The organism is Bacillus cereus group sp. N11 (genome assembly GCF_016483605.1).
Taxonomy (GTDB): domain Bacteria; phylum Bacillota; class Bacilli; order Bacillales; family Bacillaceae_G; genus Bacillus_A; species Bacillus_A toyonensis.
Window position 1 is genome coordinate 49,849 of the sequence record NZ_JAEHBN010000008.1, and the last position, 12,358, is coordinate 62,206.

Below are 12,358 nucleotides of genomic sequence, written 5' to 3' on the forward strand. Positions count from 1 at the left end.
TCCTATCCTCATTTATTATAATACGCGGCCAAATAATTCTAATACCATTTCTATTTCTTGGTCGCTCCAACCTTTAAATCTCTCTTTATAGTATTCCTTACGCACAGCTTCAAGTTTTTCAGTTACTTCTCTTCCGTGTTCTGTAATTTCTAAGTACACGATACGACGGTCTGAATTTGAACGCTTTCTTTCTACAAACCCTTTTCGTACGAGACGATCTGTAACAGCTGTAATATGACTGGAGGTTACGTTTACTTCACTCGCAATTTGCGAAGCCATCTGTGGACTGTTTAAAAATAACGCACGTAATACAGAAAATTCATTATATGGCATATGTTCTGCAAAGCGTGTATTAATATCATTTTGTAATAAACGTATCATCTTTCGAAATGATGCGGATAAATCTAAAATCAGTGTTTCTCTTTTTTCGTTCACTAGCCTCGTCCCTTTTTTATCATATTTACACATATTATAATCTATAAATACCTATGTTGTATATGCTTTCTTTCCTCAACATTCTCATTTATGTAACTTTTTTCATATAAATTTCTTTTTTGTTCACACATATACATATAAAAAGGATGGTGATGGAAAATGCAGGGTGGAATGAATCCTTATTTACACAACGTACGCACAGCTAATACTGGTAAAGAAGCGACTATTACTGTACAAGGTGAAGGTGTTGTCAAAGCGAAACCAAATGTTGTTCTATTAACACTTGGCATTCGAACTGATAGTAAAAATGTGAAACAAGCGCAAGAAGAAAATGCAGTACAATCAAAACAATTGCTGGATGCACTTAAACAGCTTGGTATTGCTGATAAAGATATAGAAACGACTTCTTATACGATCACTCCTCAATACGAGTATGTAAATGATAAAGCGTTACTACAAGGATATCGTGTGGAACATTTGTATGAAATTACCGTTTTAAATGTACAAAAAGCAGGGGAAGTATATGATATAGCCGTTTCAAATGGAGCAAATTTAGCAAAAGGTTTACGTTTTCGAATATCTCATCCAAATAAATATTATGAGCAAGCTCTTATTCAGGCTCTGCATCAAGCGGTAGAAAAAGCTCGTGCTATTGCGAGTACATACAATTTAAATATTAATCCTGTCCCCCTCTCACTCGTTGAAGAATCTGCTCAATTACCACGGGAGATTGCTTCCTATGCTACTTTGCATGCGCAAACAGCTCCACCTATTCAATCGGGAGAATTAGAAATCATTTCAACTATACGGGCTATTTTTACGTATTTATAAATAATTTCGTTTATAAGTAAACGTTATCATTTTCGTTGTTGTAAAAACATGATGTTCTGATATAATAAAGGACGGTGAGCTCTTACAAAAGAGATATCACGGGTGGGAGAGGGATATGAAAAAGAAGGTTTAACATGAAAGGAATACTTGAAAGAACATTTAAATTAGGCTTACACGAAACATCACCAAAACAAGAAGTTTTAGCTGGAGTTACGTCATTTTTCACAATCGTATATATTATGATTGTAAATGCGTCAATCTTATCAGATGCCGGCATTCCACTTGAAGCTGGAATTTTAGCAACTGTTTTCAGTTCATTTGTCGGATGTCTGCTCATGGCATTTTGGGCAAATGCACCTGCTATTCTTGTCCCAGGTATGGGTGTAAATGCATTCTTCACGTACACAGCTGTGCATACGCTCGGTTTAACTTGGCAAGAAGCATTAGCAGCTGTCTTTATCTCTGGTATTATTTTTGCAATTGCTGCGTTTACACCAATTGCTCGCGTGCTTTCAGTATCGATTCCAAAGTCATTAAAAGAAGCTATTACTGTCGGTATCGGATTGTTTTTAGCATTTATCGGATTGCAAAAAGGTGGTTTAGTCGTTTCGAATCCAAATACTGCTGTTGCAATGGGGAAATTAAGTAATCCTGTCGTTCTTGCGACATTGCTTACTCTTATCGTTGCACTTGTATTATTTATTCGTAACGTACGTGGAAACTTTTTATGGACGATTGCAATAGGAACTGGTATTGCATGGCTATTTGGTCTTGTTGATACGAGTCAAATGGGAAATAGTTCATTCTCATTCGCTAATTACGGCGATGTGTTTGGAGCTATGTCATTTGGGAAACTTTCTTCCTTACCGTTTTGGATTGCAACATTCTCCTTAAGCATGGTGCTTATTTTTGAGAACATGGGACTTCTGCACGGTTTATTAGAAGATGACCGCAAATTCCCACGTGCTTACCAAGCCAATGCGATTTCAGCAATGACATGTGGTCTATTTGGCACAAGTCCTACCGTTTCAACAGTAGAGAGTGCCGCAGGTATTACTGCAGGCGGAAAGACAGGTCTGACGTCTATCGTTACTGGGATGTTATTCTTTGCATCACTGTTCGCTCTTCCGTTTGTCAAATTAATTCCTGATAGTGCCATTGCACCAATCTTAATTATTATTGGCGGTCTGATGATTACAAGCATTCAACAAATTCCTCTGAACGACTTTTCAGAAGGATTTCCAGCGTTTTTAATTATCGTTATGATCCCGCTCACATATAGTATCGCTGATGGCATTGCGTTCGGATTTATTGCTTACCCTATCTTAAAAGTTGCACTTGGAAAGCGTAAAGAAGTCGCACCATCTATGTATATCGTTACATGCTTATTCTTAGCCATGTTTGTATTACATGCTATTGGTTAAATAAAAAAACACCGAGGTGAATACCTCGGTGTTTTTTACTTAAACCATCCTTTTTTATAAAACCAGGCCATCATTCCGCCACCAATTAACGCCATTAACAACAAACAAATAAAATAACTATACTTCCCACCAAGCTCTGGCATATGTGAAAAGTTCATTCCATATACTCCTGCAATAAATGTTAGTGGCATGAAAATAGTAGAGAAAACAGTTAATGTTTTCATAATGTTATTCATATGATGTGAGTTTAATGAAAAGTAGCTATCCCGAATATCTGCCGTCAACTCTCGGCTCGCTTCAATCATTTCAGTTAATTTAAGCAAATGGTCATGTATATCTTTAAAGTAAATCTCATGATCACTTATGCCGTAAAAACGAGTTGAATTTAAAATACGATACAATAAATCACGCATCGGAATAATTGTCCGCCTTAGCTTAGATAAATCCGCACGTATATCAAATACCTCTTCTAACACGCTTCCTGCTGTCTCACCCGTTAAATTATCATCAATCGCATTTAAATGGTCTTCAATGTAATAAACAGGTGCGAAATAGTCATCTACAATTTGGTCAATAATTGTATGTGCCACATGCAAAGGACCTTTCTTAATACGTTTTTTTTCGCCAAGTGTTTTCCATACTCTTTCGATTGCATTGTTATGAGAAAAATGGAAAGAAACAATATAACGATCACTAATAAATAAATCGATTTCATGCGGTTCTAATCCATCCTCACCAAATCCATGGAGAACTAAAAAATTATATCCATCATAAAAATCAACCTTTGGCCTCTGTACATATTCTATACAGTCTTCAATTGCAAGGGGATGGAACTTAAAATGGTCTTGCAAAATATATGTATACTCTTCTTTCGTTGGCTTATATAAATCTAGCCAATACCATACAATATGGTCTTTCGTTGTTTCTTCTAGCGAAACGTCATATAATACTTCATCTGTTTTTGTTACTGCACATATTCTAATCATAATTTCACCCATTATTATTATAAACAAAAAATAGTAAAAAAAGCCAAGGAGAAATCTCCTCAGCCTTTTTTTATCCCATATTAACGTACAGTAAGACCCCTACCTCAACATTCAGCGAAAGCAAAGAAGTTAGGTCTGGGATCAACTGCTCATAAACGCCCGGTTAGTGAAGGGTAATAATCAGTGGGGATAAAGCCCACGCTGATTAAAGTTTCACTTTATTACTTCGTTACAATTCCGTGTACTAAAGTTGGTGCATCTACGTGTTCTTTAGAGATTTTCATGTTCTCATAAATTTTCGCTTTTACATCTTCAACATTTTCACGGTTTGCGTAAATCGTAACAAGGGAGTCACCTTTTTTCACGCTATCCCCTACTTTTTTACGAAGCATTAAGCCAACTGCTAAATCAATTTCAGATTCTTTCGTTGCACGTCCTGCTCCTAAAAGCATTGCTGCTGTTCCGATTTCATCTGCAACGATTTCCGATACATAACCGTCTTTTTTCGCTTCTACTTCAATTTTAAATTGTGCTTGTGGCAATTTAGAAGGATCATCAACAACAGATGCATCTCCGCCTTGTGCTGATAAAAACGTTTTAAATGATTCTAACGCTTTACCGTTGTTCATCACTTCAATTAACTTTTCACGCGCATCTTCTAAAGATGAAGCTTGCCCAGCAAGGTATACCATTTGACTTCCAAGTGTTAAACATAACTCTTCTAAATCTTTCGGTCCCTTACCTTGTAATGTATCAATTGCTTCTTGTACTTCTAATGCGTTACCAATAGCCTCACCAAGTGGTTGACTCATATCAGAAATAACAGCCATCGTATTACGGCCAACGTTATTACCGATACGTACCATTGCTTCTGCTAAACGTTTTGCATCTTCATCTGTTTTCATAAATGCACCTGCTCCAGTTTTCACATCAAGAACAATTGCATCTGCACCAGCAGCAATTTTTTTACTCATAATCGAGCTTGCAATAAGCGGAATTGAGTTTACTGTTGCCGTTACATCACGAAGTGCATACAATTTTTTATCAGCAGGTGTTAAGTTTCCACTTTGACCGATAACAGCAATTTTATTTTCATTTACAAGACGCATGAATTCATCATTTTCAATTTCCACATGGAATCCTGGAACTGCTTCTAATTTATCAATTGTGCCACCAGTATGTCCTAAACCACGCCCAGACATTTTCGCAACTGGTACACCTAAAGCAGCTACTAATGGACCTAATACAAGTGTCGTTGTATCACCAACTCCACCTGTTGAATGCTTATCTACTTTTACCCCTTCAATGGCTGATAAGTCAATTGTATCACCGCTATTTACCATTGCCATCGTTAAATCTGCACGTTCTTGATCATTCATATCTTGGAAGAAAATTGCCATTGCAAGTGAACTTACTTGATAATCAGGAATATCACCATTTGTATATCCTTTAACAATAAAGTTAATTTCTTCTGTCGTTAATGCTTGTCCATCACGTTTTTTTGCAATTAGGTCCACCATTCTCATTGTGAGGTCACCCCTTCATTTGTTTTACGATAGCTTTTACTAATGCTAAGAAGTTTGCTTTAACACGTTCTGTCGTTTCAATTACTTCATCATGGTGAAGTGGCTGATCTAAAATACCAGCTGCCATGTTTGAAATACAAGAAATACCTAGTACTTTCATACCAGCATGACGAGCTACAATTACTTCAGGTACTGTTGACATACCAACTGCATCTCCGCCAAGTGTACGAAGCATACGAATTTCAGCAGGTGTTTCATATACAGGACCTGTCATTCCAACGTATACACCTTCTTGTACTTTAATGTTTAAGTCTGCTGCAACTTGTTTCGCCATTTCGCGAAGTTCTTTCGTATATGATGTAGACATATCAGGGAAACGTACACCCATTTCAGAATCATTTGGTCCGATTAATGGATTCGTACCCATGAAGTTAATGTGATCTGAAATTAACATAAGGTCACCTGGCTCGAATGATGTATTTACACCACCAGCCGCGTTCGTTACAACCACAGTTTCTACACCTAGCTCTTTCATAACACGAACTGGGAATGTTACTTTTTGCATGTCATATCCTTCGTAGAAATGGAAACGTCCTTGCATTGCTACTACTGTTACACCTTGAAGTGTACCGAATACTAATTGACCTGCATGTCCTTCTACAGTTGATACTGGGAATTCAGGAATTTCGCTGTAAGGCACTGTTACCGCATTTTCGATTTCATCTGCTAATACACCTAGTCCAGATCCAAGGATTAGTCCTACTTGTGGTGTTTCTTGAAATTTTTCTTTTAAGTATGAAGCTGATTTTGTAATAAGTTCACGATTCATTTGTTTATCCCCCTATTTCTTTAGCTCGTTTAAGAAGCTTGTTCCGTATTCTGGCATTTTCACACCGAAGTTTTCTGCTACAGTTGCACCAATATCAGCAAATGTTTGACGAAGTGGTAATTCTTGTCCGCCTTCTTTCATGCTTGGGCTATATGCTAATAACGGTACATATTCACGTGTATGATCAGTACCAGGATGTACTGGATCATTACCATGGTCTGCTGTAATTAATAATAAATCATCTTCTTTTAGTTTTTCGAATACTTCTGGAAGACGTGCATCATATTCTTGCAGTGCTTCTCCATATCCTTGTGGATCACGGCGGTGACCAAATAATGCATCAAAGTCAACTAAGTTTAAGAAGCTAAGACCTGTAAAGTCCATGTTTAATGTATCTACAAGCTTATCCATTCCATCCATATTAGACTTCGTACGAAGTGATTCCGTTACCCCTTCACCATCATAAATATCAGAGATTTTACCGATAGCAATAACATCATAATCGCTATCTTTTAATTCATTCATTACTGTGCGACCAAATGGTTTTAATGCATAGTCATGACGATTTGGTGTACGTGTGAATTTCCCTGGTTCTCCAACGAATGGACGAGCGATAACACGACCTACCATGTACTTCTCATCTAGTGTTAATTCACGTGCAATTTTGCAAATTTCATATAACTCATCAAGTGGTACTACTTCTTCGTGTGCTGCAATTTGTAGTACGCTATCTGCAGAAGTGTAAACAATTAAAGAGCCTGTTTCCATTTGCTCTTGACCAAGTTCATCAAGAATCTCAGTTCCAGAAGCTGGCTTATTACCGATAATTTTACGGCCTGTTTTTTCTTCTAATTCATCAAGTAATTCTTTCGGGAATCCTTCAGGGAACACTTGGAATGGTGTATCAATGTAAAGGCCCATGATTTCCCAGTGTCCTGTCATTGTATCTTTACCAGTAGATTTTTCTTGCATCTTTGTGTAATATCCAAGTGGTTTCTCTACTTTAGAAATACCTTTCATTTCACGAATGTTACCAAGACCTAATTTCACCATGTTTGGCATTTGTAATCCATTCATATGTTCAGCAATGTGACCAATTGTGTCAGAACCTAGATCACCAAATTGTTCAGCATCTGGTGCTTCACCGATTCCTACAGAGTCCATTACGACTAGGAATATACGTTTATATTTATTCATAACTGCGACCTCCTATAAGTTCAGTTCTACTTCTTGTAGTATGTTCAAAACGCTATAAAGTGAAACTGTTATTCATAAGAATTCTCTTTCCTTCTCATTGTCAAACAGTACTTCTTTAAATCATTCTCTAACCTATTTCGTTTTACTTGAAACGACTCAAAAACATTTCTAGTTTTTTCTAAGTCAGATGTCAGACATCTGATATTGATATCATAACATGTTTACGCTTTCTTTTTAATACATTTTCGTAGAATTTCTTATTTTATTCACACTTCTATTGTAATCCATTCTGCGAAGAAGTGCTAATTATTTTATGATTTATTTCTTCATATAAAAATAAAAAGTAGCTCTAAAGAGCTACTTTTTATTTTACTTCTACTGTTTCTTCTTTATGTTCATGCAGTTCGCCTTTTCTTACATGTACTTTCACTTTGTAAGCACCGTTTTCTTTGAAAGTATGTTTACTTTCATACTCTCCTTTATTCCCTTCTTTTGCTGGAATAAATTCGTGCTTTTCAACGCCATCTTTCCAAATCTCAAGTTGCACTTCAGCACCAGTTAACGCTTCTTCTTTTTGCTTTAAATGAACTTTCATCGTTGATTCAGCATTTGCTTTTATGTCACCAGCCATAAGATGAATCATTGTGTCACTTTTATGATCACCATGTGCCTCTTCTTTTTTCGCATCTTCTACTTTCGCATTCCCTACAGCAACTTTGTGTTCTTCCATAACGTGCATATCACGTGCATTTGTATGAGGAATAATGTGGTATACTCCATCAGTTTCAAATATTTTCTCTATAGCATAAACACCTTTCCCTTTATGCTTACCATCTAACATCTCGTGTTTCTCGTCGCCATCTTTCCAAATCTCAAACTTTACGTCATCAGCATCCGTTACTTTTTCTTTTCCTTGTGTAACAAGTGCTTGTACTTCTGTTTTTTCACCAGGTTTAATTTCTTTCGGATTCGTTTGAAATGCTACTTTTATAGCTTCAAGCTTCTTTTCTTTTTTCGGTTCTTCTTTGTTTGTATTACAGCCAGCTAAAGCTAGCATCGCGATAAATAACGTCATAATAAGTTTTTTCATCATCATTTCCTCCTTCATACTTTCTTTAGTATAGAGGAAAAACATTGTAATATTCCAGTCTTCTGCTGAAAACAATATACGAAATGTTTGTGAAGTTTCTGTGAAACGGTTTACTCTTCTTAATCTATGAAAAAAGAGCATAGTAACTATGCTCTCGGATGAAACTGTTTATATACATCTTTTAATCTAGCTTTTGAAACGTGCGTATAAATTTGCGTCGTTGAAATATCTGCATGTCCAAGCATTTCTTGTACAGCACGTAAATCTGCCCCATTTTCTAATAAATGCGTAGCAAAAGAATGACGTAACGTATGAGGTGTAAGTTCTTTTTCAATATTCGCTTCTTTCGCTAATCGTTTTAATATTTTCCAAAAACCTTGCCTTGATAATCGATTACCGTGATGGTTTAAAAATAGTGCATCTACTACTTTTTTACCCATCAATTCTCTTCTTCCTTTTTCAATGTACTTTTGAATCGCTTCTGTCGCTAAACTTCCTAATGGAATAATTCTTTCTTTATTCCCTTTCCCAATGCAGCGAACAAATCCCATCGTTAAATGTACATCTTCTAAATTTAAAGCAATTAATTCTGAAACACGAAGTCCTGTTGCATACAATAACTCTAGCATTGCCTTATCACGAATCCCAAAAGCACTCGTCATTTTTGGTGTCTGCAGTAACGCCTCTACTTCATCGATTGATAATACTTTTGGTAACTTTCGTTCTCCTTGCGGCGTTTCGATATGTACTGATGGGTCGTGCTCTACCGCTCTTTCACGAAGTAAAAATTGGTGAAATGAACGAATTGATGCAATATGACGTGCTAATGTTTTCGAAGATTTTCCGTTTTCTTTTAAATACTGCAAAAAGTTAACAATATGCAAACGTGTCACTTCATGAAAGGTTTTTATCTGTTCTACATTTTGCAAATACTTTACATAGCTTTTTAAATCACGTTCATAAGATACTACTGTATTTTTCGCTAATCCCTTTTCGACAATCATATAATGAATAAAATCTTTTAATTGATCTTCCAATCTACACTACTCCCCATTTTCATAGAAAAACATCATTCTATTTACGAAAGCATCCTTTGCCGGTTCTTCATTCCCTGATACTTTTTCTACAGTCTCTTCTTTTGGCTTTTCATAACGATGATAGCTTTCGTATTCTTCATTTATCCATAGTATAGCGAAATAAAACAAAATCGTACAACTTGTAAATAATAAAAATACTTTTATTCCATCAAAAGTTAATTTTAAAGCTCGGCGCATTGTAAATTCCTCCAAAATATAAGTTATTACAACATATGCCAAGCTTTCACCAATTTATACCTTATTCAAATAAAAAACCTCTTCCTAGATAAATAGGAAAAGGTTATTTTTCATCCGTTTCATTTTCTTGACAGTTTTTACAAATTCCATGGAATGTTAAACGATGATCTTTCACCTTAAAGCTCCAGTCTCGTTCTACTTTCCTTTCCACTTCACCAAGTAAATCTTCTTGTATTTCTTGTACAGCACCACATTGTGTACAAATCAAATGATGGTGGAAACGCTGCGCACCTTCTTGGCGTAAGTCATAGCGTGAAACACCGTCTCCGAAGTTAATCTTATCGACAACTTTTAACTCAGATAATAACTCTAAAGTTCGATAGACGGTTGCTAATCCGATCTCTGGCGACTTTTCTTTTACAAGGAGGTAAACATCTTCTGCGCTTAAATGATCTTCTTCATTTTCTAGCAGCACACGAACTGTTGCTTCACGTTGCGGTGTTAATTTATAGCTCGCTGCATGTAATTGCTTCTTAATTCGTTCAATTCTTTCTTCCATTCGGTACTACTCCCTCCTCGCCACTCTTACACCATTATATCAGAAGAAGGGCTTCTGTCAAAAGAAAAACAATAAAAACAAATTGATAATTATTCTCAAAAAGTATTTATTTTTTGTTAATAGCCTCAACAACTTCTTTCATTAAAACTGGTGATGCATATGCTTCAACGCTAGAAGCAAGAGCTAACACCACTCCGATTACTAGAAAGAAGCATGTGTAACGAATTAATAATGGTAATAGTGGCTCGGTTATTTTCCTAATAAACTGATGCCTAATCATACGTAAGGAAAAGCTTGCAGCAATTGTTGTCATAACGAGAAAGACTGGAATGATAATTAAATTTTGCGGCAATACAGATACAAATGCTAATAATAATCCATTCCATCCGTGCTGACTTACTAAAAAACCTACTGTAAATCCAACAACTACTCCTTTTACAAATAATAAAATAAAAATGAGGGGCAACCCAATAATTGAAATCCCTAAAATCCAAATAAAGCCGATATATTTTAATTGCGAAAAGTAACTTTCTCGAAACATTTCGCCTGCAATAGCAAATTCTCCTTTAGAAACTTGTCCAAAAAAACGTTGTAAATAAAATGATAAATCTTGCTTTTGATTCATTTGTAAACTATTCACAAGAATAGCTCCAAATATTACTCCCATCAATAATAAAACAGCATTAAATATATATAATGAAGAGTTTTCCTGTATGTGAGACATTACGCGGTTTTGCCAAGTTTTTCGCCACATTTTTCTTCCCTCCGTTCACACTCTTACTAAAAATGTATGAAAGAAAGAAAAAAAGTATGACGAATTAACATTGAAATTCCGCTCTACTTTGCTAAACTAAAAAGTAGAGAATAGGAGGGATTTCTCTTGAAACCATTATTATTAGATTTTCCAACATTATTTCAAACTGAACGCTTACAAGTTCGCAAGCCGTTTCCAGGTGATGGTGCAGAAGTATATGAAGCAATCCAAGCTTCTCTAGAAGACTTAGTACCATGGATGCCAATTGACGCTGAAACAGAAGAGAGTGCTGAAGAAATCGTTCGTAACGCTCACGGGCAGTTTTTACTTCGTGAAACACTTGATTTTCACTTATACGATAAAGTATCCGGTACATTCATCGGAGCTATTACGCTCAAGCCTGAAAACTGGGATATTCCAAAGTTTTCACTTCATTTTTGGCTCCATAGTGCTTATACAAAACAAGGCTATATGACTGAAGCTGTTAAAGGTGCCATTCAATTTGCCTTTGATAAGCTAGGTGCTAGAAGGATTGAAATTCGTACTGATGCAACAAATGCCAATGCATGTAACTTAGCAGAACGTTTAGAATTTATTCTAGAAGGTACAATGGAAAATGATTTCCTTGCGCCAGATGGTAGCTTACGTGATGCACGTGTATATGCAAAAATCAATTAAAAAACACTCGCCTTTGGCGAGTGTTTTATTTTTGTAATTGTAAATATTGCACAGCGAACATCGTCTTCGCATCATGGATACGAAGGTCTTTCATAAGATCAATCGCTTCTTCTAATGATACTTCCATCAATTCCACAAACTCATCTTCATCTAAAGCTGCTTTATTTTCTTTTTTTGTCAAACCTGTCGCTTTATATACATATAAAATTTCATCTGCAAATCCTGGAGATGTATAGAAAGAAGTAATGAGCTCCATATTTTCACATACATATCCTGTTTCTTCTTCTAATTCACGAACTGCTGTCACCTCTGGCTTTTCCCCAGGTTCTAATTTCCCAGCAGGAATTTCAATAATCGCCTTCTCAAGCGCTTTACGGTACTGCTCAACAAGCACAATTTTCCCCTCATCAGTAATAGCAATAATAGCAACTGCACCAGGGTGATTTACGATTTCACGTTTACTCATTTCTCCATTTGGTAATACTACATCATCAACACGAACTTTTATAACTCTACCATCAAAAATCGGCTCAGTTTTTACCGTTCTCTCTGCAAGATTACTCATACTATTTCATCTCCCTGTTCTATTTCCTATTCTTTCTTCATACATTTTACCACATTGAAAGGAGCGTGATAGAAATGAAAGTTTATATTTTACCAAATCGCATCACGTTAGTCGGCAAAGCATGGCAAATTCGCCATAAACTAAAACAATATGGCAAAGAGTATACAACCGTACAAGAGTGGATTACAGCGAATAAAAAGTAAACGTTTG

15 protein-coding genes are annotated in these 12,358 nt (G+C 36.0%); 4 read left to right on the forward strand and 11 right to left on the reverse strand.

Translation table 11 applies throughout. From position 1 onward, the window contains the following. Nucleotides 1-15: 15 nt before the first annotated feature. Complete coding sequence (locus JDS98_RS14685; RefSeq protein ID WP_001003306.1) at nt 16-435, reverse strand: MarR family winged helix-turn-helix transcriptional regulator; 420 nt, start codon at nt 433-435, stop codon at nt 16-18. 159 nt (nt 436-594) lie between these two features. Between JDS98_RS14685 and JDS98_RS14690 the strand changes: the two genes are divergently transcribed. After that, a complete protein-coding gene (locus JDS98_RS14690; RefSeq protein WP_199634002.1) occupies nt 595-1,266 on the forward strand; it encodes an SIMPL domain-containing protein in 672 nt (223 codons plus the stop codon). 134 nt (nt 1,267-1,400) lie between these two features. Next, nucleotides 1,401-2,690, forward strand: a complete 1,290-nt coding sequence (locus JDS98_RS14695) for an NCS2 family permease (RefSeq protein WP_000676245.1) — start codon at nt 1,401-1,403, stop codon at nt 2,688-2,690. Nucleotides 2,691-2,725: 35 nt separating this feature from the next. Here the strand turns inward: JDS98_RS14695 and corA are convergent, their stop codons facing one another. From corA to spoIIM, 9 genes are all read right to left on the reverse strand, one after another. Continuing rightward, entirely contained in the window at nt 2,726-3,688 is a 963-nt protein-coding gene (gene corA / locus JDS98_RS14700; protein WP_002039517.1) for a magnesium/cobalt transporter CorA, read from the reverse strand. 209 nt (nt 3,689-3,897) lie between these two features. Beyond that, on the reverse strand, nt 3,898-5,202 hold the full coding sequence (locus JDS98_RS14705; RefSeq protein ID WP_098710822.1) for a pyrimidine-nucleoside phosphorylase: 1,305 nt from the start codon (nt 5,200-5,202) through the stop codon (nt 3,898-3,900). A 7-nt stretch (nt 5,203-5,209) separates the two neighbouring features. Next, complete coding sequence (locus tag JDS98_RS14710) at nt 5,210-6,031, reverse strand: purine-nucleoside phosphorylase (protein WP_199634003.1); 822 nt, start codon at nt 6,029-6,031, stop codon at nt 5,210-5,212. A gap of 12 nt (nt 6,032-6,043) precedes the next feature. Next, the gene (gene deoB, locus JDS98_RS14715; protein ID WP_001046072.1) at nt 6,044-7,228 is read right to left on the reverse strand and encodes a phosphopentomutase; all 1,185 of its coding nucleotides are present in this window, start codon (nt 7,226-7,228) and stop codon (nt 6,044-6,046) included. 364 nt (nt 7,229-7,592) lie between these two features. Further along, entirely contained in the window at nt 7,593-8,318 is a 726-nt protein-coding gene (locus tag JDS98_RS14720; RefSeq protein ID WP_097958014.1) for a FixH family protein, read from the reverse strand. Between the two features lie 146 nt (nt 8,319-8,464). Continuing rightward, nucleotides 8,465-9,355, reverse strand: coding sequence for a site-specific tyrosine recombinase XerD (xerD, locus tag JDS98_RS14725; protein ID WP_098710823.1), 891 nt, complete (start codon nt 9,353-9,355; stop codon nt 8,465-8,467). 6 nt (nt 9,356-9,361) lie between these two features. Beyond that, the gene (locus JDS98_RS14730) at nt 9,362-9,592 is read right to left on the reverse strand and encodes a YqzK family protein (protein WP_001250432.1); all 231 of its coding nucleotides are present in this window, start codon (nt 9,590-9,592) and stop codon (nt 9,362-9,364) included. A gap of 103 nt (nt 9,593-9,695) precedes the next feature. Beyond that, on the reverse strand, nt 9,696-10,151 hold the full coding sequence (gene fur / locus JDS98_RS14735; RefSeq protein WP_000392657.1) for a ferric iron uptake transcriptional regulator: 456 nt from the start codon (nt 10,149-10,151) through the stop codon (nt 9,696-9,698). A 106-nt stretch (nt 10,152-10,257) separates the two neighbouring features. Further along, on the reverse strand, nt 10,258-10,905 hold the full coding sequence (spoIIM, locus tag JDS98_RS14740) for a stage II sporulation protein M (RefSeq protein ID WP_000269108.1): 648 nt from the start codon (nt 10,903-10,905) through the stop codon (nt 10,258-10,260). Nucleotides 10,906-11,031: 126 nt separating this feature from the next. On the opposite strand from spoIIM, the gene JDS98_RS14745 reads away from it, so the two are divergent. Beyond that, nucleotides 11,032-11,583 carry a GNAT family N-acetyltransferase gene (locus JDS98_RS14745; protein ID WP_000803486.1) on the forward strand — a complete coding sequence of 184 codons (552 nt, stop codon included), beginning with the start codon at nt 11,032-11,034 and terminating at the stop codon, nt 11,581-11,583. Nucleotides 11,584-11,608: 25 nt separating this feature from the next. On the opposite strand, the gene JDS98_RS14750 is transcribed toward JDS98_RS14745, so the two are convergent. Next, nucleotides 11,609-12,148: an NUDIX domain-containing protein gene (locus JDS98_RS14750; protein ID WP_000067046.1), complete on the reverse strand. Its 540-nt coding sequence runs from the start codon at nt 12,146-12,148 to the stop codon at nt 11,609-11,611. A 74-nt stretch (nt 12,149-12,222) separates the two neighbouring features. On the opposite strand from JDS98_RS14750, the gene mciZ reads away from it, so the two are divergent. Then, the gene (gene mciZ, locus JDS98_RS14755; RefSeq protein WP_000870289.1) at nt 12,223-12,351 is read left to right on the forward strand and encodes a Z-ring formation inhibitor MciZ; all 129 of its coding nucleotides are present in this window, start codon (nt 12,223-12,225) and stop codon (nt 12,349-12,351) included. The last annotated feature ends 7 nt before the right edge of the window (nt 12,352-12,358 follow it).

Bases quoted from the DNA above. Each gene is read 5' to 3' on its own strand.
- JDS98_RS14690 (WP_199634002.1), top strand. From the start codon at position 595: ATGCAGGGTGGAATGAATCCTTATTTACACAACGTACGCACAGCTAAT.
- JDS98_RS14695 (WP_000676245.1), top strand. From the start codon at position 1,401: ATGAAAGGAATACTTGAAAGAACATTTAAATTAGGCTTACACGAAACA.
- corA (WP_002039517.1), bottom strand. From the start codon at position 3,688: ATGGGTGAAATTATGATTAGAATATGTGCAGTAACAAAAACAGATGAA.
- JDS98_RS14705 (WP_098710822.1), bottom strand. From the start codon at position 5,202: ATGAGAATGGTGGACCTAATTGCAAAAAAACGTGATGGACAAGCATTA.
- JDS98_RS14710 (WP_199634003.1), bottom strand. From the start codon at position 6,031: ATGAATCGTGAACTTATTACAAAATCAGCTTCATACTTAAAAGAAAAA.
- deoB (WP_001046072.1), bottom strand. From the start codon at position 7,228: ATGAATAAATATAAACGTATATTCCTAGTCGTAATGGACTCTGTAGGA.
- JDS98_RS14720 (WP_097958014.1), bottom strand. From the start codon at position 8,318: ATGAAAAAACTTATTATGACGTTATTTATCGCGATGCTAGCTTTAGCT.
- JDS98_RS14730 (WP_001250432.1), bottom strand. From the start codon at position 9,592: ATGCGCCGAGCTTTAAAATTAACTTTTGATGGAATAAAAGTATTTTTA.
- fur (WP_000392657.1), bottom strand. From the start codon at position 10,151: ATGGAAGAAAGAATTGAACGAATTAAGAAGCAATTACATGCAGCGAGC.
- spoIIM (WP_000269108.1), bottom strand. From the start codon at position 10,905: ATGTGGCGAAAAACTTGGCAAAACCGCGTAATGTCTCACATACAGGAA.
- JDS98_RS14750 (WP_000067046.1), bottom strand. From the start codon at position 12,148: ATGAGTAATCTTGCAGAGAGAACGGTAAAAACTGAGCCGATTTTTGAT.
- mciZ (WP_000870289.1), top strand. From the start codon at position 12,223: ATGAAAGTTTATATTTTACCAAATCGCATCACGTTAGTCGGCAAAGCA.